The organism is Deinococcus marmoris DSM 12784, from assembly GCF_000701405.1.
Lineage (GTDB): Bacteria > Deinococcota > Deinococci > Deinococcales > Deinococcaceae > Deinococcus > Deinococcus marmoris.
The window spans coordinates 1-19,488 of sequence record NZ_JNIV01000083.1 but is presented as its reverse complement, the minus strand read 5'-3'; the positions used below and the strand labels follow the sequence as shown (position 1 = coordinate 19,488).

Here is a 19,488-nt window from a genome sequence, read left to right as displayed (position 1 = left end):
TGGGCGGTGTACCGATTGCGCTGGAGCATCGAGTGTACGTTCAGCAGCATGAAGTCGCGTGGCTTTGACCTGGAACGGTCAGCGGTGACCCACGCTGACCGATTAGAGCGGTTGTTTGGACTGGTCACGCTGGCCTGGGTGTGCTGTCTGCGGGTGGGCGTCTGGATGAATGCGTCCAAACCAATTCCAGTCAAAGCGCATGGTCGTCGCGCAGTCAGCGTGGTCCAGTATGGCTGGCAATATCTGGCGAGAGCGCTGAGATGGGATCACCCACAGGCCGAAATATACTTCGGCCTCTTAAATCAACCTTTCTCCGCACCCAGCGCCACTTAAACGCAAGTTGTCCGGTACTGAAATGTCGGAGGTGGGCGGGCCGCAGGGTGCATCTGCGGAACACAAAGATGGAACGGTCCGGCGCGGCATGTCACACTGCTGACCATGACTGCCCCCGTATCCCCCATTCAGACTGCCGCCCGCGTGTTGCTGGGCGCGGCCCTCGCCTTCGCGGGAACCGGCCACCTGACCTTTCTGCGTCAGAATTTTCAGGCGCAGGTGCCCGATTTTTTGCCGCTGAACAAGGATTTTGTAGTGCTGGCCTCTGGCGTGGTGGAGATCGGAATGGGCGTGGCCCTGATGGCGCTGCCCAGACAGCGGGTGACAGTGGGCTGGACCATGGCCGCCTTCTTCGTGGCGGTGTTTCCCGGCAACATCTCGCAGTACCTGACCCACAGCGACGCCTTCGGGCTGGACACGGACCGCAAACGTCTGATCCGCCTGTTCTTTCAGCCGGTGCTGATTGCCTGGGCGCTGTGGAGTACCGGGGCGTGGGCGGCGCGGAAGAAGGGCTAAAACCCACACAATCAGACTCAAGAAGAACGGCGGACCTCTGTTGATCAGGTCCGCCGCTGAATTGCCACTTATTTTCGAGCAGGGAAACGGGTTCAGGAAACTGGAGGCGTGAGCTTCGGTGTCGCCACGCTGCCCGGACGTGGAGCCGCCTGCCCCTCGCCCCCCAGCGGTGGTCTGAACCCCCGCAACCGCAGCGCATTGCTCAGCACGAAGACGCTGCTCAGGCCCATCGCTGCCGCCGCCAGCACCGGGGAGAGGCTGATATTCCACGCTGCCAGTACGCCCGCCGCCACCGGAATGAGCAGGATATTGTAGCCGAAGGCCCAGAACAGGTTGACCCGGATGTTCCGCAGCGTGGCCCGCGAGAGGGCGATGGCGTTCGGCACGCCGCGCAGATCGCCCGACATCAGGATCACATCCGCCGTTTCCACGGCCACATCCGTTCCGGTGCCAATCGCCACGCCCACATCCGCGCGGGCCAGAGCGGGGGCGTCATTGATACCGTCGCCGACAAAGGCCACCTTGCGGCCCCCAGCCTGAAGCTTCTGCACGGCGTCCGATTTGCCTTCGGGCAGCACTTCGGCCAGCACGCGCTCAATGCCGACTTCAGCGGCCACAGCCTGCGCGGTGGCGCGGGTGTCGCCCGTAATCATGGCGACTTCAGTTCCCTGCTGCTGCAAGATGCGGATGGCGTCCACGCTGCCCACGCGCACCGGATCGGCCACACCCAGCAGCCCGGCAAGCTGGCCGTCCACGGCGATAAAAACGGGAGTACGTCCGCGTTTTGCCAGAGCGTCGGCCTGAGTCTCCAAATCGCCCAACTCCAGACCCAGTTTCGCCATGTAGCGGGCCGCACCAACCTCTATGCGCTGGCCGTTCACGTTGGCCTGTACGCCGTAGCCGGGAATTGCCTGAAAGTCGCTGGCGGGGGAGAGGGTGTTGACGTTGTTCTCCTGACCTAGCGCCGCCCGCTCAATCGCCCGTGCCAGGGGGTGTTCGGAGGAAGACTCGGCAGCAGCGGTCAGTCGGAGCAGTTCGTCTTCTGTCTGCTGCCAGCGGCCCACGGCAACGACTTCTGTCACTTCGGGCCGTCCCTGCGTGACCGTTCCAGTCTTGTCCACGGCCACCACCTGCGCGGCTCCCAGACCTTCCAGCGCGGCCCCGCTGCGGAACAGGACGCCCATCTGCGCGGCCCGCCCGCTGCCCACCATGATGCTGACGGGGGTGGCAAGGCCCATCGCGCATGGGCAGGCGATGATCAGCACGGCCACCGTGTGAACCAGCGCGTTCGCCAGCGCACCCTCCCCGCCAATAAACATCCAGACCGCGAAGGTCACGGCGGCGATCACCAGCACCACCGGGACGAACACAGCCACCACGCGGTCTGCCAGACCCTGAATCGGCGGGCGGCTGGCCTGCGCGTCCTCCACCATGCGGATAATGCGGGACAGCGCGGTGTCGGCCCCCACACCCGTGGCCCGGAAGGTCAGTGCGCCCGTGCCGTTGACCGTGCCGCCCGTGACCTTCGCCCCTGCTGTTTTCTGCACGGGAATGCTCTCGCCCGTCAGCATGGATTCGTCCACGTAGCTGCTGCCGTCCACCACCTCGCCGTCCACAGGGAGGCGTTCGCCAGAGCGCACCAGCACCAAGTCGCCCAGGCGCACGTCGTCGGCGGGCACTTCCACCACGCCGCCATCACGCTGCACGCGGGCCACGTTGGGTTGCAGGGCCAGCAGCGTTCGCATGGCCTCGCTGCTGCGGCCTTTCGCCAGCGCCTCAAACAGTTTGCCCAGCAGGATCAGCGTGATGACCACGCCGGACGCCTCGTAGTACACATGCGCGCTGCCCACCGGGAAGAGGCCGGGGGCAAGGGTGACCAGCAGCGAGTACCCGAAGGCCGCAGAGGTGCCCAGCATCACCAGCGTGTTCATGTCCGGGCTGCGGTGCTTCAGGGCCGCCCAGCCGGAGCGGTAAAAGCGTCGTCCGGGGCCGAACTGCACCGGGGCGGCCAGCGCCAGCATCACCCAGTTCAGCGTTCCCATGCCCACGCGGTCCATCAGCCACATGTCCAGCGCAGGCCAGACCATCGGCAGCATCGCCAGGATGAACAGCGGAATGCTGAAGGCGGCGGCGAGGATCACCGAACGCCGCAGCGCCGCAATTTCCTCCGCTTTTCTGGCCCGGTCTGCGTCCAGCCGTGATTGAGACTGCGTGGCCTCGTCCGGCACGTCGTACCCTGCTTCGCGCACGGCTTCTCGCAGCGCGGCAGGAGAGGTGGCGGCGGGCAGGTACGTCACGTTTGCCCGCTCGGTGGCGAGGTTGACGCTGGCGCTCAGCACGCCCTCGGCCTTCTGCAAGCCGCGTTCCACCCGTCCCACACATGCCGCGCAGGTCATGCCCTCCACTGGAAAGGAAAGTTCCGCCGTGCGCGTTTCGTAGCCAGTGTCCTTCACGGTCTGCGCGAGTTGGGCTGCGTTTGTGAGCGCCGGGTCATAGGTTACGCTGGCCCGCTCCGTCGCCAGATTCACGGCGGCGTCCTGCACGCCGTCCACCTTCTTCAGCCCACGTTCCACCCGGCCCACACAGGCCGCGCAGGTCATCCCGCCCACGTCCAGGCTGAGCGTCTTGAGTTGGGGAGTCTTCGTCGTCATGAAAATATTCTATCCCCCTGGGGAGGGTAAGGCAAGGTGAAAATGTCGGAAGACGTTTAGAGATCATCTTTCTACCGATTGAGACAACTAAACAGCCCTCTTCCGCTCTTAAACTCTTGATCCTTGGATCTCTCCACTCTTGACCTCCCTCCCCCCCAGGGTCTAAAATCCATCTATGACAAATACCATGACCACTGAACTGAAAGTTGACGGCATGACCTGCGGCCACTGCGTGAAAGCCGTGGAAAAGGCGCTCAAGGGCGTGACGGGCGTGCATGACGTGCAGGTTGACCTGGCAGGCGGCAAGGCCACCGTCCACGGCGACGCCGACACCGGGGCCATGATCAGCGCCGTGGCCGAAGAGGGGTACGCCGCACAGGTGGCGTCCGCCGGGGCAGGTGCATGAAACTGGGCCTGAGCTTGCGAGCGCTGGCTCTGGCCGGTCTGATGAGCGCTGGCTGCGTTAACGCGGGTTCGGCGGGCGGCCCCATGTCTGGCATGGATCACAGCGGAATGCAGATGTCTGGTTCCGTGGCCGACTCCATGAAGGTCATGGGCGATGGTATGAACAAGGAGCTAAAGCCCCTGAAAGGCCGCGCCTTTGATATTCGTTTTGCCCAGCTCATGACCGATCATCACCAGATGGCGCTGGACATGGCCCGCATGGAAGTCAGGAGTGGTCAGGACGCCCGCGTAAAGGCCGCCGCGCAGAAGGTCATCGTTTCCCAGCAAAAAGAAATCGCGCTGATGAAGGGCTGGATCAAGACCTGGACGGGGCAGGCGTACATGCCCAAATCCATGTCTATGCCGATGCCAATGGCTGGCATGGGCAGCACAGACCGCTGGTTCCTGGAAGGCATGATTCCGCACCATCAGGGCGCGGTGGAGATGTCCAGGCTGGTTCCCACGCGTACGCAGAATGCCCAGGTCCGCAAGCTCGCCGCAGAGATCATCAAGGCGCAGCAGGCCGAGATCAACCAGTACACCGCCTGGCTGAAAGTCGTGAAATGACCGACGATGACGTGATCGAGACTGCCTCCCCCCACTGCCACGCAGAAGGCAAGCTGTGTATGCCGGAGGACGCCCGCAAACGCGCCCGCCGCCGCCTGAGCATCGCCCGCGGTCATCTGGACAGCATCGTGCGGATGCTGGATGATCCCGAAGTGTACTGCGTGGACGTGCTGCGGCAGATCAAGGCTGTGCAGGGCGCACTCAGCGGCGCGGGCGACGTGGTGTTGCGCGGTCATCTGGAAGCGCATGTGGCCACCTCTGCTGGGCGCGGCGACAGCGTGGAACTGGTGGAAGAAGTGATGGAAGCTTTGCGTTACCGCTGAAGACCGGAAAATGACCTGTTATACGGATTCCGTTTGTTTGGTTGACAAACCGAGACAGCTCCAGTTTGCCAACTCCACGCCCGGAACTCGTTTCTTTCCTTCTCGCGTCCGCTCGGATTTCCATCAATTTTGTAAACGATTCAATCGGAGTCCGTATTGTGGCGAGATCGGGTGAGCTGTTGCCTCCAAGCCAGAATTTGCATCCGCACAATCTGAAAAACCTCTACGGGGGGCGAAGCCCAGACTCACCGCCATCCCGAACTGGCGAAATCGGACAGGTGTGATCAATTCGGGAAAAGAATCGAAGGTGTGCTAACAGCGTTGAGACACTGAGTTTTCGAGATAGGGGAGCGGAGCATTCTGAAACCCGCAATTCTGTTGAATCCCAGACCCAAGCCCGAACACTTCAGGTCAGAAACAGCCGGTATGCTGGATTCTGCGTCATCTCGTCGGCGGGATACCCCAGACCGCGCAGGAACTCGGTGAAGTCGGCCCCATCCCCTTCCGGCACCTGAATCCCGGCCAGCACCCGCCCGTGGGCGCTGCCGTGGTTGCGGTAGTGAAACAGGCTGATGTTCCAGCGCCCGTGCAGATGCGTCAGGAATTCCAGCAGCGCGCCGGGGCGTTCGGGGAAGGTAAACGAGTAGACGCGCTCGCCCTGGGCCTCCGGGGCGCGGCCCCCCACCATATGGCGCACATGGACTTTTGCCAGTTCGTCGCCCGTCAGATCAGTCACGGCGTAGCCCCGCGCGGTCAGGGTGTTCACCAGTTCGCCGCGCTGCCCCGCAGAGGCCAGTTGCACGCCCACGAAGATCTGCGCCTCGCTGCGGGGGGCGTAGCGGTAATTGAACTCGGTCACGGCCCGCGCGCCGATCACCTCGATAAATTCGCGGAAGGCCCCGGCCCGTTCAGGAATGGTCACGGCCAGAATCGCCTCGCGCTGTTCCCCAATCTCGGCCCGCTCCGAGACGTGGCGCAGGCGGTCAAAGTTGACGTTCGCGCCGCAGGTCAGGGCCACCAGGGTTTCATCCTTGAGACCCCTCTCCTGCGCATACTTCTTGAGGCCCGCCACCGCCAGCGCCCCAGCAGGTTCCATCACGGCGCGGGTGTCGTCGAACACGTCCTTGATGGCCGCGCAGACCTGATCGGTATTCACGCGCACCCAGTCGTCCACGTAGCGCCGGGTCAGGTCAAAGGTGTAGGCCCCCACCTGCTTGACCGCCACCCCATCCACAAAGATGCCCACCGAATCCAGCCGCACGCGCGTGTCGGCCTGCAAACTCTGGTACATGGCGTCGCTGTCGTCCGGCTCCACGCCCACCACCTTCACGTCGGGACGCAAGGCCTTGATGACGCTGGCCACACCCGCGATCAATCCGCCGCCGCCCACCGGAACGAAGACGGTGTAGCCGTTGCCCGTTTCCACCTGCCGCAGCAGTTCCAGCGCCACCGTGCCCTGCCCGGCCAGTACCAGGGGATCGTCGAAGGGATGCACGAAGGTCAGCCCCAGCTCCTTTTGCAGCGCGTAGGCGTGGGTTTCGGCGTCGCTGAAGCTGTCGCCGTGCAGGATGACCTCGGCCCCACGGGCGCGGCAGCCCTCGATCTTGATCTCGGGCGTCGTGGCGGGCATCACGATCACCGCGCGCATCTTCAATTCCTGCGCGGCGTAGGCCACTCCCTGCGCGTGGTTGCCCGCCGAGGCCGTGATCACGCCCCTTTCCCGCTGCTGGGTCGAGAGTTGCGCCATTTTGTTGTACGCGCCGCGCAGTTTGAACGAGAAGATCGGTTGCAGGTCCTCGCGCTTGAGAAGCACGCGGTTGCCGCTGCGCCTGCTCAGGCCGGGGGCGGCACTGATCGGGGTTTCGATGGCCGCGCCGTACACCTTGCCGGTCAGGGCGAGACGCAGCACGTCCATCGCGGTCATCTGGCCGGGTTCAAATTCCTGGGGCTGGATCATGGGTCTGTCCTCCGTACTGAATGCAAAAAAAGCCCCCGCGTCGGTGGCGGGGGGGACTCTGGGCAGCGCGGCGGCTGTCAGGTGCCTTCCCCTGACCTGCCAATAATTCGCGCGGCGTTCATAAGGGTGAGGATAGGGGAGACGTGCGGGGGAGAGGCGTTTGAGAGGTAGACAAGGGATACCCCGCCCCCCAGCCCCCTACCCCGGGGGGGCAGGGGGAGCAGCGCTGCGCTAGGCACGAGTTTGTGGGCGTTTTGGGCGGGAGAGGGCGGCTGTATCCGGGTCTGATGCCCTGCTCCGTCACGCTGAATGCGGCCCGTCCGCTTCGCGCCCGACGGCCTTCGGTTGCGGCTTCGGTGGTGGCTTTCTGGGCTGTAGAGAGTTTGAAGGACTGGCATCCATCGGTTCTTCTCCATCTGACTCTGCTTTCGCTGGGAGCTGGCCGTCATGGGGGCGGTCCTTCCTCCAGACAGCCGCCCCGCCTGCGTTGCCTTCCGGCGCTAGCCTGCCCGCATGAGTCCAGATGGCGTGCCCACTCCCGAATTACCAGAAACGTTCGATGTTCTCGTCCACCCGGCCCAGGCCCTGAACGGCGAGCTGCGCGCCCAGCCCAGCAAGAACTACACCACGCGCTATCTGCTGGCGGCGGCGCTGGCGGAAGGTGAAACCCGCGTGGTGGGCATCGCCACCAGTGAGGATGCCGGGGCCATGCTGCGCTGCCTGGAAGACTGGGGTGCGGGCGTGACGTTGGTGGGCGGCGACGCCGTGATCCGGGGATTCGGCGCGGCCCCCCGTGTGGGCGTGACCCTCAACCCCGGCAATGCGGGCGCAGTGGCCCGCTTTCTGATGGGCGTGGCGGCGCTGACCACCGATACCACCTTCATCACCGATTACCCCGACTCGCTGGGCAAGCGTCCGCAGGGTGATTTGCTGGCGGCGCTGGAACGCCTGGGCGCACGCGTGGGCAGCAACGGAGGGAGATTGCCTCTGACCATCAGCGGACCCGTCCAGGGCGGAACAGTGGAGGTCAGTGCTGAGAAGTCCAGCCAGTACGCCAGCGCCCTGATCTTCCTGGGACCGCTGCTCCCCCGTGGCCTGGACCTGCGCCTGACCGGGCAGATCAAGAGCCACGCCCCGCTGCGGCAGACGCTGGACACGCTGAGTGCTTTCGGCGTGCGCTTCAGCGCCAGTGAGGACCTCAGCCGGATTTCCATTCCCGGCGGGCAGAAGTACGGGGCGGGGCGCGTGTCCGTTCCAGGCGATTACCCCGGTTCGGCAGCCATTCTGGCGGCGGCGGCACTGCTGCCCGGTGAGGTCCGTCTGGGCAACCTGCGTGAAAATGACCTTCAGGGCGAACGTGAGGCGGTGGCCGTGCTGCGCGAGATGGGCGCGGACATCGTGCGCGAGGGGGATACATTGATCGTGCGTGGAGGCCAGCCTCTGAATGCCGTCACGCGCGACGGGGACGGTTTTACCGACGCGGTGCAGGCATTGACCGCCGCTGCTGCCCTCGCGAAAGGCATGACCACCTGGGAAAATGTGTCTACCCTGCGTCTCAAGGAATGTGACCGCATCAGCGACACGCGGCGCGAGCTGGAGCGGCTGGGCATCCACGCCACCGAGACGGCAGACAGCCTGAGCATCACCGGGACGGGCAAAATTGCCGGGGGCATCACCGCCGACGGGCACGGCGATCACCGCATGATCATGCTGCTGACCCTGCTTGGGCTGCGGGCGGAAGCGCCCATCCGCATCACGGGCGCGCACCATATTCGCAAGAGCTATCCGCTGTTCTTCCGCCACCTGGAAGACCTGGGAGCGCGGTTTGAGTATCTGCAGACGGACACGCATTAACGCTCGGAATGGAACGGTAGCTTCTCGCCCTTGAGCTGACTGGCCGCGCCCGCTCATGCCCGGATGGTGGCCGTAGACGGCGGGCGTATCCAGTCCTTGGGGAAGTAAGCCTCAGCGAATCCGCCCCAGCAGTGTTCTGAGGGTCCGTCTCTCGTCGCCGCTCAGCTCCGAGAGCAGCCGTTCCTCGTTTTCAAGATGGGCGGTCAGGAGACCATCCACCAGCTCAAATCCCGTCGCGGTCAGGCGGGCGCGAATGGCGCGGCGGTCTGAGGGGTGGGGGAGCCGTTCCACAAGTCCACGTTCCATCAAAACGTCCACCCGCTTCGTCACGGCGGGCGGCGTGATCGCCATCAGCGCGGCCAGTTCTCCCAGCGTCAATCCTTCGGGCGGGGCGGAGCGGCGCAGCGTGGCCAGCACATCAAAGGCAGACGGCGTGAGACTGTGCTGGGCAAAAAATGCCTCCAGCTCGGTTTGAAGCAGGCCAGATGTGCGCTGTACCGCGATCACCGTCAGCATCGGCTCCGGGTTCAAGTCGGGCCGCGCCGCGTGCCAGTCGCGCTCAATCCGGGCCAGGAGTTCGGCGGTAGATGCGCCCTTCATTGCTGCTTCCTCTGGCGGTCAGCGGCCAGCAGGCCCACCGCGCCCAGCAGCAGCGCCGCGCTCAGAATTCCGGCCAGGGTGGGGGGCTGCGCGGTCTGTCCCAGCCAGCCCAGGCCCGTGATGATGGCCGCCCCCACAACCTGTCCCAGCGTGACCGCCACCGTGCTGGCCCCGGCCCCCAGCCGCGCGCCCGTGATCAGGCTCAGGGTGACGTAGGTGACGCCCAGCAGGCCGCCAACCAGTGTCCACAGTGCGGGCCAGGTGTCAGGCCGTGCGCCGTCCAGTCCCAGCGCCCATAGCGAGATCAGCAGCGCCGCACCCACCCAGAACGTAACAAACGTGGCGATCAGCGGCGAACCCAGGACGGCTGCCAGCCGCAGGTTAAAGGCCAGCCCCGCCGACAGGCCGATGCCCGCACCGATGGTTGCCAGCAGGGCCACCAGACTCATGCCAGCCCCCACAGCCGCAGCGCCAGCGCCGCCAGCACCAGCAGCACGGCCAGCGTGCGCGTGCGGTTCATCCGTCTGCGTGGCAGCCCCAGCGCGCCAAAATGATCCAGCGCCAGCGCGGTCAGCACCTGTGCGGCAATCACGAACGTGGTGGCCAGGGCCGCGCCCAGCAGCCGGGTCAGGACCACGCTGCCCACCACGTAGGCGCTGCCCACCACGCCGCCCAGCCACACCCAGCGCGGAGCAGTCGCTGCCGCCGTCCAGTTGGGCCGTACCCGCAGCAGCGCCAGCACGATGCCCAGCGCCACTGCGCCCACCAGATACGACAGGCCCGCTGTCAACGTCACCGAGTGCAGTTCGCCTGCCAGCGCACTGTTCACGGCGAACTGCATGGGCAACAGGGTTCCGGCAGCCACCGCCAGGAGAAGGAAGGGGGCGCGTCTGGATTCGGCAATCATACTCGGATGTTACACCGGTAAACTGTTTTCTGGCGAAAGAATGAGCTTGAGTGCGGCTCAATGCGATTCTGGATGCAGAGATGCCAGTTTCACGCTGTCCCAGCGTCGCCCATTCCATGCTCGTGCCTCTGGGATGCGGGCGCATTCGCGGTAGCCAGCCCTCTCTGCGGCGCGGACCATTCGTTCGTTGCCTCCCCAGGTGGTCAGGGTGATGACGTGTGCGTCCGTTTCGGCAAAGGTGGTTGCTGTCCAGAGCGTCAGAGCGCGGGTGCCCAGGCCGCCGCCCCAGTAGGCCGGATCGTAAATGACGATGCCCAGTTCCCACCAGCCGCCGCCCTCTGGAGCCTCCTCCGAACGGGTGACGAGGCCGATGCACACGTCATCCAGCGCGATGATTTTCCGATTGGATGATGGTGGCTTGTGAGCAGCCCGCTCCATGAATTCCGCCAGGGTGAGAGATTGCGTTTTGTGCTGAGTGTGAAAATACGGGCCGTCCCAGAGCTTCCATTCCGGGTCTACCTCGGCGTGTGACCAGCGCCACTCCACGGCCAGATCGTCAGGGCGGCGCTCACGCAGGGTCAGGTCTGGCATGTGGCACGAGTCTTCCACATCTTTCCCCAACCCCTTACGCCTTTTGCCGGATGCAACCCCTCACTGTCTTGGTGCGTAATAGAGAGCATGACCGATGGCAAACCCGGCCCGCTGATCCCGCCCGAAACTTCCCTGAGCGCGCCGGAGGCCGTCAAGAACGTGGCCCCGGTGGACGCGCCCGAAATGGTGCCGCTGTCCAATGAGGACCGCACCCGCCTGGACGGTATGGCCCGCGCCTTCGCTCTGGACGTGTTGAATTCTGGGGCGCACAGCCCGGAATTCAAGCGCAAGCTGGACGCCGTGCATGATCTGGGCCTGCCCGAGCAACGCGCGGCGGCGCAGACCAGCAACCGCATGCTGGACCGCCCCCTGCGTGCCACCCGCAGCGGCGCACTGGCCGAGGGCAGCGACATTCTCAATGGCCTGACCGAACTGCGGCGCACCGTGGAGGATCTGGATCCCAGCCGCGCCCCCACGCCTCGCCGCCTGTTTGGCATCCTGCCAGGGGCCAAGAAGGTGCAGAACGCGATGGACAAGTATCAGAGTGCCCAGTCGCACCTGAACGGCATTCTGGAATCACTCTACCGGGGTCAGGATGAGCTGAGGCGCGACAATGCCACCATCGAGACCGAGAAACTGCACCTGTGGGAGACCATGCAAAAGCTCCGGCAGTACGCCCACGTCGGCAAGGCGGTGGACACGGCCCTGACCGAGCGGTTGTCCGAACTGGCGACGACGGACCCCGAGAAGGCCCGCATGGTCAGCGAGGAATTGCTGTTCGCGGTGCGCCAGCGCGTCACCGATCTGCTCACCCAACTCGCCGTCAGCATTCAGGGCTACCTCGCCCTCGATCTGGTGCGGCGCAACAATCTGGAACTGATCAAGGGCGTGGACCGGGCCACCACCACCACCGTCAGCGCCCTCAAAACTGCATTGATGGTCTCGCAGGCGCTGGGGACGCAGGGCGCAGTACTGGGGCAGATCACGGCCATCAACGACACGACGGGCAAGATGATCGGCAGCACCGCCAGCCTCCTGAAGCAGCAGTCCACCGAGATTCAGCGGCAGGCGGGCAGCGCCACGGTGGACCCGCAGATCATTCAGGGGGCCTTCCGCGACGTGTATGGCGCACTGGACGCCATCAGCACCTACCGTCAGCAGGCGCTGGAGCGCTTCAGCGAGACCATGCAGGTGCTGGACAAGGAGGTGGCCCAGGCCCAGACCTACCTGGACCGCGAACGCCAGGGGGCGGCCCGCGAGGTGGCCCAGGACCTGAACGTGTCCAGAGACGGTGAGCTGAAGCTCTGAACGCCCGTCAGACAGTGCTGGGAACGTTGGCCGCGAAGCTCGATGCCCAGCCTGCCTGTCCCGTCCTGCGTGTCGCCGTGGACGGGGTAGACGGCGCAGGGAAGACGACGTTTGCCGACGAGCTAGCCGCCAGTCTCGGAAGTGTGGGCCGCGAGGTCATCCGCGCCAGCGTGGACGGCTTCCACCAGCCGCGTGCCGTGCGCTACCGCCTGGGTCGGGACTCGCCCGAAGGCTTTTACCGCGACTCCTACGACTACGCCGGACTGAGGCGGGCGCTGCTGGATCCGTTGGGGCCGGACGGCTCGTTGCGTTACCGCACAGCGATGTTTGATGTGGAGACAGATCAACCCGTCTCTCAAACAGAATTGACCGCCCCTCCCGGCAGCATCCTGATCGTGGACGGTCTGTTCCTGCACCGCCCGGAGTTGCGCGGCGTGTGGGACGACTCCGTTTTTCTGCGGGTGGATTTTGCTGTATCCGTTCCACGTGGCGCGGCGCGCGGCCCCGGCTTCGGCTCGCCTGATCCGGCAGCGGAAAGCAATCGGCGGTATATCGGCGGAAATGAATTGTATTTCCGCGAAGCTAACCCGGAAAAGTGGGCAGGCGTGGTGCTGGACAACAACGATCTGAACGCCCCATTCATCGTTTCCGATGCAGCCAGAAGCTGAGGCGCGGTCCGTCCTCGGCCCCACGGCGCGGTTTCTGGCGGCTGGGGCGACTTGCGAGGTCTACACAGATGGGGAGCGGGTGCTGCGGCTGGCGCACGGTCCAGAGGCGCGGCTCTCTTCGCAGGCGAGTGTCATGCGGGCGCTGTCTGCTGCTGGCGTGCCTGTGCCCGAAGTGCTGGAAGTCGGCTGGCTGCCCTCTGGGCGGGCCTTCAGTCTGGAAAGCTTTGTGGCTGGAGATGATGCGGGACCGTCACGCGAAGGCTGGGCTGATCTGGGACGGGCGCTGGGCGTACTGCATGTCCTGCCTCACGCTGGATTCGGAGTGCTGGTAGACCGGGGTGGAGATTTTCAGGGCGTCGCTTCCACTCCGGCAGACGGCCTCCGCACCCGCCTGAAAGCGTGGCCGCTCAATGGGGGCAGGCTGTCCGCCCAGCCGCTGATCCACCACGCGCCGGACCTCGCCCCCCCACTGGCCGCGCTGGAGCCGGAGCTGGGGCAGGTGACCGAAACCCCTTCTGCGCTGTGTCACACCGATCTGCACGCCGGGCAGTTTCGCTGGCAGGCTGGACGACTGTGGGCGCTGCTGGACTTCGGGGACGCGGCCATCGGTCCGCCCGCCTGGGACGTCGCCAGCGTGGCTTATTTCCACGGCTGGAACGCGGCGGAACTTGTGGCTGAGGCGGCCTCGCTGCGCTGTGACCGGAATGCGGCGCTGCTCGGTGTGTTGCTGGCCTTTCACCGCGCGGGCCGCGCCGCCGAACAGGGCCGCCCGCAACGCCTGGCTGAGGCCGCCGCCTTCGCGCGGAGCTGTCTGGATCGTCTGGGTTGAGTGTTTAGGCCGGGTGGAGGTCCCTTGACGGTGGTGCTGAAAGCGGATAGGCTGGCCCTCAAGCTTACCTACCGGTAAGTAATTAACCTGCCACCCTTCAAGGAGTTCAAAATCATGGACGAGATCATCATTCAGCCTGCCCTTCACAACGCCGTCGGCGGCATCGTCGTGCTGGCGGCCATCGCCACCGTTCTTCTCAACTGGCGCGGCCTGCTGACACTCAAGACGGCGGGGGCCAGCGCCTCAGCCTCCTCGTCGCTGGGCGGGTGGCAGAACGCAGCCCTAATCGCCTTTCAGATTGCGTTGATGGTTCAGGCGCTGATTGGCATCAAGTTGCTGGATCAGGGGCTGGGCACCGTGCAGAAGTACGTGCATTATCTGGGCGGTCTGGGTGCGCTGGGTCTGATGATGCTGTACTACTGGCTGCCCAAGCGCGACGCGCGCGACAGCTCAGTCAAGGCGCTGGGCCTGACGGTGGCCTCGCTGGCCTTCGTGCTGATGACTTTTATCATCGGCGGCCTGTACGCACGCGGCGGCCTGAGCTAACTGCCCCACAGCTAAAAGGCGAGGGCTGGATGGCGCACCGCTCCCGTATCCTGCACTCCATGACCGCTGCTCCCGCCTCTGTCCCCGATCCCCTGAACACTGCGACACTGACCATTACCTGCCCGGACCGTGGGGGCATCGTGGCGTCGGTGTCGCAGTTTCTGCACAACCACGGCGCAAACATCATCCACAGCGATCAGCACAGCACCGATCCGGCGGGCGGCACCTTTTTTATGCGGATGGAGTTCTATCTGGACGGGCTTGACCTGTCCCGCGACGGCTTCGAGCGGGCTTTTGCAGGCGTGGTGGCCCAGCCCTTTCAGATGGAGTGGAAGCTGGCCTACCGCGCCGAGCCGAAGCGCATGGCGATTCTGGTCAGCCGCTATGACCACTGCTTTCTGGACCTGCTGTGGCGCAAACGCCGGGGCGAGTTGAATGTGACCATCCCCCTGATCATCAGCAACCACGAGGACCTGCGCCGCGACGCCGAGATGTTCGACATTCCCTTTCACGTTGTTCCGGTGGGCAAGGAAAATAAGGCCGAGGCCGAGGCCGAACAGGTCCGCCTTCTGCGCGAGGTCGACGCCGAGTTCGTCGTGCTGGCCCGCTACATGCAGATTCTGTCGGGGGATTTCCTGCGCGGCTTCGGGCGGCCCGTGATCAACATCCACCACAGTTTCCTGCCCGCCTTCATCGGCGCGAACCCGTACCGCGCGGCGTTTAACCGGGGCGTCAAGCTGATCGGCGCAACCAGCCACTACGTCACCGAGGAACTGGACGCCGGGCCGATCATCGCGCAGGACGTGATTCCCGTCACGCACCGCGAAACCCCCGATACCCTGATGCGCCTGGGGCGCGATGTGGAGCGGCAGGTGCTGGCCCGCGCCGTCAAGGCCCATGTGGAAGACCGCGTACTGGTCCACGGCAACAAGACGGTGGTGTTCTGAAACCTGTGTGGGACAGGGAAGACACGCTCCTTCTCAAGCGTCTGTCCCGCACACTCAACCCTTTGCCTTTGACCCGGCCCACCGCCGCCCCGTAGGCTGAGCGCATGGCAACCCTGTACGTCATTCTGCTCACGCTGCACAACATCAACCGCTGGCTGGTCCTGCTGGCCGGGGTGTGGGCGCTGTTCCGTGGTTTCTCGGGCCTCCGTTCCGGGCGGGCCTTCGTCGCGGCAGACCGCCGCCCGGTGGTGGCGTTCGTGGGCACCGTCAGTCTGCAACTGGTGCTGGGGCTGCTGCTGTACGGGTTTCTGGGCGCGCAGAACATTCAGGTGTTCGTGGGGGCGCGGGCCAGCTTCCAGTGGGAACACCTGGGCCTGGGCGTGCTGGCCGCCGTCTTTGCCACCCTGGCTTCGGCCCTGAGCAAACGCGCGGCCACCCACCCGGCCAAATTCCGCGCTATGACTCTGTGGACCGTGCTGAGTCTGGTGGCGGCGCTGGCAGGGATTCCGTGGTGGAGGCCGCTGCTGCGCTTCTTCAGCCTGTAATCTTGTGGAAGTGGCGGGCCGCACTGGAAAGTTCGGGCGGCCTGCTCGCTGTCTCGCGTTCTGTTGCGGCTGAACACCTTATGGTGTTGCGGCTGATCCCGGCTCCCTGCCGCCCATGTGTGTTCAATAAGGTTCCCGGCCCTGCGCGGGTTGCACCGGGCCGCTCCAGGGATCGTGGGCCGAGGTCACGGGCTGCCCAGGCAATCCGGCGTCCAGTACGGTGGCGACATTGGCGGCGAAACCGCGTGACCAGCTCATCAGCACGGTCAGCAGCAGGGAGATGAACGCGCCCAGCAGCATGGCCGCCGCGCTAAGGAGCAGGACACCACGCACGGTGGCGGGCGTGATGCCCAGCGCCACTAGATCCGGGTCGCTGAGTGATGCCCCGCCCACGAAGACGGAGGCGGCCAGCAGCGGCAGGCTGCCCAGCAGCAAGCCCGCCAGACCCAGCAGCAAGCCCGCCAGACCCAGAATCAGCAGCACCAGCGTGAACAGCAGCCAGGGATCCACCCCACGCGCGGCGGGGCGTACTGGCACAGGTGCGTTAGCACGGGCTGCCACGGCGTCCAGCCAGCGCCGAATGGCCGCCAGGATCAGCCAGGTGATGATGACGGTGGGCAGGCTCTGGACCACCATGCCCAGCACGATGGCCCCGATCTCTGCCGGGCCGAAACCGACGCCCTGGAAGGTCTGCGGATCGAGTTGCCGGATCAGGCCGAAGGTCAGTGGCAGCGCCAGCAGCGGGATCAGAAGCTGCAAGAGCGGTGCGATCTGTCCCAGCATGATCCAGGGCCGCACGGTGCGGACGCTGCGCTCCAGTGCCCTGGCGTGGTCTGGGCCGGGGTTCAGCGTCTGGTCACGCACCGCGCCCACCGTCTGCCGGGCCACCAAGATGGCCCACACGTAAAGGGCCGTCGCCAGCAGGCCCAGGCCCAGCAGGGAAGGCAGCGCCCAGGCCGGGACCAGCTCGGCGGCATTCAGCGTGGGCAGATCGCCGTCGCTGAGTTCATTCAGCGAGGCCAGCCAGCGTGGCAATTCCCCGAAACTCCACCACAGTGCCCAGGCCCCCAGCAGACCGCCCAGCGCAGAGAGGGCCGCCAGAACCCCCAGCGCGCCCATGATGCGCCCGCCTCTGACCCTGACCCCGGCGCGGGCCGCAGCGAGTTCGGCGGCGGTGATGGGCAGCTCTGGAAAGCTGGGAGAGGGCTGGGTCATGCCCTTATGGTGTCATGCCCGCTCAGACCTGCGAGGGGATGTGACCCAGACTCCAACCAAGTCATTTGCAAGAACGGTCTGATTGGGGCGGATGCGAGCGGCAAAGAGACCAATTCCGGCTCAGTCTGCCGTGATCTCCACGCCCTTCCAGAAGGCCACGCGGCCTTTGATCTCGCTGGCGGCGTCCTTGGGTTGGGGGTAATACCACGCGGCGTCGGGGTTGCGCTTACCGTCTACTTCCAGCGTGTGGTAACTGGCCGTCCCCTTCCACGGGCAGGCCGAGTGGGTGTCGCTGGGGCGCAGGTAATCCGCCTTCACGCTGTCTGCGGGAAAGTAGTGGTTGCCCTCCACGACGACTGTGTGGTCCGACTGCGCGATAACGGTTCCGTTCCAGGTGGCTTTCATGCGTCAAGGGTACGGCGGCGGGTGGGGGTGACACTGTCGCCCGGCCTTCATCTGCGCTCAGGTTTGCGCCCTGTCAGGTCCGCACCTGTCAGCACTCCGATTGGAGTTGGGTGGGGATGTAAGGCGGCAAATCTGGCCACCCACCCCGCCCTGTTTTCCGCGCCTGACAATTCCATGACATAACAGAGGACAATACGGAGGATTTGTCATGGTTCTATCTAAATTCATGCCCAGCAACCCCAAGTTCAGCGCCCGTTTCGCCGAGGCCGCCCGCAATGCCCACGCCACCGCCCAGGCGCTCGTGGACCTGCTGGAAAACTACAGCGACGTGGAGGCCAAGGTGCAGCGCGTCCGTGATCTGGAACACGTCGGTGACCGCCTATCGCGCGAGGTGACCAACCTGCTGGCCGAGTCCTTTATCGTCCCGTTTGACCGCGAGGACATCATTGCCCTCAACGCCGATCTGGACGATCTGGTAGACGACATGGAAGACGCGGCGGTCAAGCTCAGCCTGTACCGGATCGAGAAACCGCTGCCGCAGATGGCCGCGCTGGCCCGCGTGGTGGAGGCCCAGTGTGCGCTGCTGGTCCAGGGGATGCCGCTGATCGAGGACACGGGGAAAGTGGGGGAACTGGCCAAAATTGCCGAGCAGATCTACGCCCTGGAAGATCAGGGCGACGACATCAGCGACGAGGTGCAGCGCATCCTGTACGACGGCGTGACCGATGTGCCGGGCATGATCGTGGCGATGCGGAGCGGTGAGATCGTGGATCTGATCGAGAACGCCAGCGATCAGGCGCAGCGCGTCGCCAAGACCGTGGAGAGCATTCTCCTGAAGAACGCCTGAGCCGCCCCTGATGGAACCTGCACTTATCGGCCTGATCATCATCGTCGCGCTGGCGCTGATTTTTGACTTCATCAACGGCTTTCACGACACCGCCAACGCCATCGCCACCTCGGTGGCCACGCGTGTTCTGACCCCTGCCCAGGCCATTGCCATGTCGGCGGTGCTGAACGTCGTGGGGGCACTGACTGGCACGGCGGTGGCCAAAACCGTCAGCGAGGACATCGTCTCGCAGGAGTTCGCCACACTGGAACTGGTGGGCGCGGCCCTTCTGAGCGCCATCGGCTGGAACCTGTTTACGTGGTGGAAGGGCCTGCCCAGCAGTTCCAGCCACGCGCTGATCTTCAGTCTGGTGGGCGCGGGTGTGGCCGCCGGGGGCTGGGGCATCATCATCCCGAAAGGCGTGCAGAAGACGCTGACCGGTCTGCTGACCAGCCCGGTGCTGGGCTTCATGATCCCCATTGTGCTGATGTTCCTGCTGTCCTGGCTGGTCCTGAAGTGGATGAAGCCGCGCACGGTCACGCGCACCTTCCGCTGGGCGCAGATCTTCAGCGCCGCCTTCATGGCCTTCTCGCACGGCGGCAACGACGCGCAGAAGACGATGGGCATCATCACCTTCGCCCTCAGCGCGTATTTCGGCACGCAGATCAGCACCGTGCCGCTGTGGGTCATTCTGTCGGCGGCCGGCGCCATGGGCCTGGGCACGGCAGTGGGTGGCTGGCGCATCATCAAGACGATGGGCTTCAAGGTGGTGGACCTCAAGCCCGTGGACGGCTTCGTGGCCGAGACGAGTGCGGCGCTGATCATCGAAACGGCCAGCCAACTGGGCATTCCGGTCAGCACCACGCACACCATCAGCACCGCGATCATGGGCGTGGGGACCACCAAGGGCTTCCGCAAGGTCAAGTGGCAGGTGGCCGGAAAGATCGTCAGCGCGTGGGTGTTCACCATCCCCACCTGCATCGCGCTGAGCTGGGTCATCCACAAGATCATTCTGGCCATCGGGGTCTAGGGGCAGAATACAGAGCGTGCCGCTCCTTCTGATTATTACTGGTCTACCCGCCGCCGGAAAAACAACTCTGGCGGCGTTTTTAGGGCGTGAACTCGCTCTGCCCGTCATAAGCAAGGATGATTACAAACAGGTGATGCTGGAGGTGGATTCAAGTTGCTAGCGCACAGCGTGACCCGGAGGGGCTACGCTTTCTCTGTCAAAGGAGAAAAGCATGTGCTACCACCGGTTCACGCTGCCCCTACGCTATCAGCTCCAGGCACTTCACCAGGCCCAGCAACCCATCCCCGCCATCGCCGCTCAACTCGGCTTCCACCGCACCACCATCAGGCGCGAACTGGCCCGCGTCTCGCCCTACGACGCTGAACTGGCCCACCACCAGGCCCATGACGAACAGGAGCGTCGCCATCACCTCAGGATTCAGGAGAG

Annotated in this window: 24 protein-coding genes; 16 read left to right on the top strand and 8 right to left on the bottom strand. The window is 64.9% G+C overall.

The features are described from left to right. Both Q319_RS27315 and Q319_RS0117185 read left to right on the top strand, forming a co-directional pair. Positions 1-333: transposase (locus Q319_RS27315; RefSeq protein WP_156039418.1), on the top strand; the 333-nt coding region annotated here is incomplete at its 5' end. Positions 334-438: 105 nt separating this feature from the next. Beyond that, a complete protein-coding gene (locus Q319_RS0117185) occupies positions 439-849 on the top strand; it encodes a DoxX family protein (protein ID WP_029483689.1) in 411 nt (136 codons plus the stop codon). A gap of 92 nt (positions 850-941) precedes the next feature. Here the strand turns inward: Q319_RS0117185 and Q319_RS0117180 are convergent, their stop codons facing one another. Then, positions 942-3,500, bottom strand: coding sequence for a heavy metal translocating P-type ATPase (locus Q319_RS0117180; protein ID WP_051655508.1), 2,559 nt, complete (start codon positions 3,498-3,500; stop codon positions 942-944). Between the two features lie 175 nt (positions 3,501-3,675). Between Q319_RS0117180 and Q319_RS0117175 the strand changes: the two genes are divergently transcribed. Genes Q319_RS0117175 through Q319_RS0117165 form a run of 3 tightly spaced genes read left to right on the top strand, consistent with a single transcriptional unit; the run spans position 3,676 to position 4,834 of the window. Continuing rightward, positions 3,676-3,906: a CopZ family metallochaperone gene (locus tag Q319_RS0117175; RefSeq protein WP_415814514.1), complete on the top strand. Its 231-nt coding sequence runs from the start codon at positions 3,676-3,678 to the stop codon at positions 3,904-3,906. Then, on the top strand, positions 3,903-4,511 hold the full coding sequence (locus Q319_RS0117170) for a DUF305 domain-containing protein (protein ID WP_029483686.1): 609 nt from the start codon (positions 3,903-3,905) through the stop codon (positions 4,509-4,511). The genes Q319_RS0117175 and Q319_RS0117170 overlap by 4 nt, the downstream gene beginning before the upstream one ends. 59 nt (positions 4,512-4,570) lie before the next feature. After that, positions 4,571-4,834, top strand: coding sequence for a metal-sensitive transcriptional regulator (locus tag Q319_RS0117165; protein WP_029483685.1), 264 nt, complete (start codon positions 4,571-4,573; stop codon positions 4,832-4,834). Positions 4,835-5,240: 406 nt separating this feature from the next. Here the strand turns inward: Q319_RS0117165 and ilvA are convergent, their stop codons facing one another. Beyond that, a complete protein-coding gene (gene ilvA, locus Q319_RS0117160) occupies positions 5,241-6,791 on the bottom strand; it encodes a threonine ammonia-lyase, biosynthetic (RefSeq protein ID WP_029483684.1) in 1,551 nt (516 codons plus the stop codon). Between the two features lie 513 nt (positions 6,792-7,304). Between ilvA and aroA the strand changes: the two genes are divergently transcribed. Beyond that, positions 7,305-8,645 carry a 3-phosphoshikimate 1-carboxyvinyltransferase gene (aroA, locus tag Q319_RS0117155; protein ID WP_029483683.1) on the top strand — a complete coding sequence of 447 codons (1,341 nt, stop codon included), beginning with the start codon at positions 7,305-7,307 and terminating at the stop codon, positions 8,643-8,645. A 111-nt stretch (positions 8,646-8,756) separates the two neighbouring features. Here aroA and Q319_RS0117150 read toward each other — a convergent pair whose 3' ends face one another. Genes Q319_RS0117150 through Q319_RS0117135 form a run of 4 tightly spaced genes read right to left on the bottom strand, consistent with a single transcriptional unit; the run spans position 8,757 to position 10,743 of the window. Further along, positions 8,757-9,245, bottom strand: a complete 489-nt coding sequence (locus tag Q319_RS0117150) for a MarR family winged helix-turn-helix transcriptional regulator (RefSeq protein ID WP_029483682.1) — start codon at positions 9,243-9,245, stop codon at positions 8,757-8,759. Beyond that, entirely contained in the window at positions 9,242-9,694 is a 453-nt protein-coding gene (locus tag Q319_RS0117145; RefSeq protein WP_034415600.1) for a DMT family transporter, read from the bottom strand. The genes Q319_RS0117150 and Q319_RS0117145 overlap by 4 nt, the downstream gene beginning before the upstream one ends. Continuing rightward, the gene (locus Q319_RS0117140) at positions 9,691-10,152 is read right to left on the bottom strand and encodes a DMT family transporter (protein WP_029483680.1); all 462 of its coding nucleotides are present in this window, start codon (positions 10,150-10,152) and stop codon (positions 9,691-9,693) included. Before Q319_RS0117140 ends, Q319_RS0117145 begins: the two co-directional genes overlap by 4 nt. Positions 10,153-10,209: 57 nt before the next feature. Beyond that, the gene (locus Q319_RS0117135; RefSeq protein ID WP_029483679.1) at positions 10,210-10,743 is read right to left on the bottom strand and encodes a GNAT family N-acetyltransferase; all 534 of its coding nucleotides are present in this window, start codon (positions 10,741-10,743) and stop codon (positions 10,210-10,212) included. Positions 10,744-10,830: 87 nt separating this feature from the next. Between Q319_RS0117135 and Q319_RS0117130 the strand changes: the two genes are divergently transcribed. From Q319_RS0117130 to Q319_RS0117105, 6 genes are all read left to right on the top strand, one after another. Next, entirely contained in the window at positions 10,831-12,051 is a 1,221-nt protein-coding gene (locus Q319_RS0117130; protein WP_029483678.1) for a toxic anion resistance protein, read from the top strand. Between the two features lie 26 nt (positions 12,052-12,077). Then, entirely contained in the window at positions 12,078-12,719 is a 642-nt protein-coding gene (locus tag Q319_RS0117125; protein ID WP_245619326.1) for a nucleoside/nucleotide kinase family protein, read from the top strand. Next, positions 12,703-13,548: an aminoglycoside phosphotransferase family protein gene (locus tag Q319_RS0117120; protein ID WP_029483676.1), complete on the top strand. Its 846-nt coding sequence runs from the start codon at positions 12,703-12,705 to the stop codon at positions 13,546-13,548. The genes Q319_RS0117125 and Q319_RS0117120 overlap by 17 nt, the downstream gene beginning before the upstream one ends. Before the next feature lie 114 nt (positions 13,549-13,662). Continuing rightward, a complete protein-coding gene (locus tag Q319_RS0117115; protein WP_029483675.1) occupies positions 13,663-14,094 on the top strand; it encodes a hypothetical protein in 432 nt (143 codons plus the stop codon). A gap of 59 nt (positions 14,095-14,153) precedes the next feature. Then, positions 14,154-15,041, top strand: a complete 888-nt coding sequence (gene purU / locus Q319_RS0117110; RefSeq protein ID WP_029483674.1) for a formyltetrahydrofolate deformylase — start codon at positions 14,154-14,156, stop codon at positions 15,039-15,041. Positions 15,042-15,145: 104 nt separating this feature from the next. Continuing rightward, positions 15,146-15,586, top strand: a complete 441-nt coding sequence (locus Q319_RS0117105) for a hypothetical protein (RefSeq protein WP_029483673.1) — start codon at positions 15,146-15,148, stop codon at positions 15,584-15,586. A gap of 123 nt (positions 15,587-15,709) precedes the next feature. Here Q319_RS0117105 and Q319_RS0117100 read toward each other — a convergent pair whose 3' ends face one another. Both Q319_RS0117100 and Q319_RS0117095 read right to left on the bottom strand, forming a co-directional pair. Next, positions 15,710-16,801: a hypothetical protein gene (locus Q319_RS0117100; protein WP_029483672.1), complete on the bottom strand. Its 1,092-nt coding sequence runs from the start codon at positions 16,799-16,801 to the stop codon at positions 15,710-15,712. 120 nt (positions 16,802-16,921) lie between these two features. After that, positions 16,922-17,206 carry a DUF427 domain-containing protein gene (locus tag Q319_RS0117095; RefSeq protein WP_029483671.1) on the bottom strand — a complete coding sequence of 95 codons (285 nt, stop codon included), beginning with the start codon at positions 17,204-17,206 and terminating at the stop codon, positions 16,922-16,924. A gap of 208 nt (positions 17,207-17,414) precedes the next feature. On the opposite strand from Q319_RS0117095, the gene Q319_RS0117090 reads away from it, so the two are divergent. From Q319_RS0117090 to Q319_RS27305, 4 genes are all read left to right on the top strand, one after another. Next, a complete protein-coding gene (locus Q319_RS0117090; protein ID WP_029483670.1) occupies positions 17,415-18,053 on the top strand; it encodes a DUF47 domain-containing protein in 639 nt (212 codons plus the stop codon). A 10-nt stretch (positions 18,054-18,063) separates the two neighbouring features. Beyond that, positions 18,064-19,062, top strand: a complete 999-nt coding sequence (locus Q319_RS0117085; RefSeq protein ID WP_029483669.1) for an inorganic phosphate transporter — start codon at positions 18,064-18,066, stop codon at positions 19,060-19,062. A 16-nt stretch (positions 19,063-19,078) separates the two neighbouring features. Then, entirely contained in the window at positions 19,079-19,222 is a 144-nt protein-coding gene (locus Q319_RS27310) for an AAA family ATPase (protein ID WP_156039417.1), read from the top strand. A 51-nt stretch (positions 19,223-19,273) separates the two neighbouring features. Further along, positions 19,274-19,488: helix-turn-helix domain-containing protein (locus tag Q319_RS27305; protein ID WP_156039416.1), on the top strand; the 215-nt coding region annotated here is incomplete at its 3' end.

Excerpts from the sequence above, each read along its gene's own strand:
- Q319_RS0117100 (WP_029483672.1), bottom strand. The coding sequence starts at position 16,801 with ATGACCCAGCCCTCTCCCAGCTTTCCAGAGCTGCCCATCACCGCCGCC.
- Q319_RS0117095 (WP_029483671.1), bottom strand. The coding sequence starts at position 17,206 with ATGAAAGCCACCTGGAACGGAACCGTTATCGCGCAGTCGGACCACACA.
- Q319_RS0117140 (WP_029483680.1), bottom strand. The coding sequence starts at position 10,152 with ATGATTGCCGAATCCAGACGCGCCCCCTTCCTTCTCCTGGCGGTGGCT.
- Q319_RS0117135 (WP_029483679.1), bottom strand. The coding sequence starts at position 10,743 with ATGCCAGACCTGACCCTGCGTGAGCGCCGCCCTGACGATCTGGCCGTG.
- Q319_RS0117145 (WP_034415600.1), bottom strand. The coding sequence starts at position 9,694 with ATGAGTCTGGTGGCCCTGCTGGCAACCATCGGTGCGGGCATCGGCCTG.
- Q319_RS0117105 (WP_029483673.1), top strand. The coding sequence starts at position 15,146 with ATGGCAACCCTGTACGTCATTCTGCTCACGCTGCACAACATCAACCGC.
- Q319_RS0117120 (WP_029483676.1), top strand. The coding sequence starts at position 12,703 with ATGCAGCCAGAAGCTGAGGCGCGGTCCGTCCTCGGCCCCACGGCGCGG.
- Q319_RS0117130 (WP_029483678.1), top strand. The coding sequence starts at position 10,831 with ATGACCGATGGCAAACCCGGCCCGCTGATCCCGCCCGAAACTTCCCTG.
- Q319_RS0117185 (WP_029483689.1), top strand. The coding sequence starts at position 439 with ATGACTGCCCCCGTATCCCCCATTCAGACTGCCGCCCGCGTGTTGCTG.
- Q319_RS0117165 (WP_029483685.1), top strand. The coding sequence starts at position 4,571 with ATGCCGGAGGACGCCCGCAAACGCGCCCGCCGCCGCCTGAGCATCGCC.
- Q319_RS0117150 (WP_029483682.1), bottom strand. The coding sequence starts at position 9,245 with ATGAAGGGCGCATCTACCGCCGAACTCCTGGCCCGGATTGAGCGCGAC.
- ilvA (WP_029483684.1), bottom strand. The coding sequence starts at position 6,791 with ATGATCCAGCCCCAGGAATTTGAACCCGGCCAGATGACCGCGATGGAC.
- Q319_RS0117180 (WP_051655508.1), bottom strand. The coding sequence starts at position 3,500 with ATGACGACGAAGACTCCCCAACTCAAGACGCTCAGCCTGGACGTGGGC.
- purU (WP_029483674.1), top strand. The coding sequence starts at position 14,154 with ATGACCGCTGCTCCCGCCTCTGTCCCCGATCCCCTGAACACTGCGACA.
- Q319_RS0117115 (WP_029483675.1), top strand. The coding sequence starts at position 13,663 with ATGGACGAGATCATCATTCAGCCTGCCCTTCACAACGCCGTCGGCGGC.
- Q319_RS0117170 (WP_029483686.1), top strand. The coding sequence starts at position 3,903 with ATGAAACTGGGCCTGAGCTTGCGAGCGCTGGCTCTGGCCGGTCTGATG.
- Q319_RS0117175 (WP_415814514.1), top strand. The coding sequence starts at position 3,676 with ATGACAAATACCATGACCACTGAACTGAAAGTTGACGGCATGACCTGC.
- Q319_RS0117085 (WP_029483669.1), top strand. The coding sequence starts at position 18,064 with ATGGAACCTGCACTTATCGGCCTGATCATCATCGTCGCGCTGGCGCTG.
- Q319_RS0117090 (WP_029483670.1), top strand. The coding sequence starts at position 17,415 with ATGGTTCTATCTAAATTCATGCCCAGCAACCCCAAGTTCAGCGCCCGT.
- aroA (WP_029483683.1), top strand. The coding sequence starts at position 7,305 with ATGAGTCCAGATGGCGTGCCCACTCCCGAATTACCAGAAACGTTCGAT.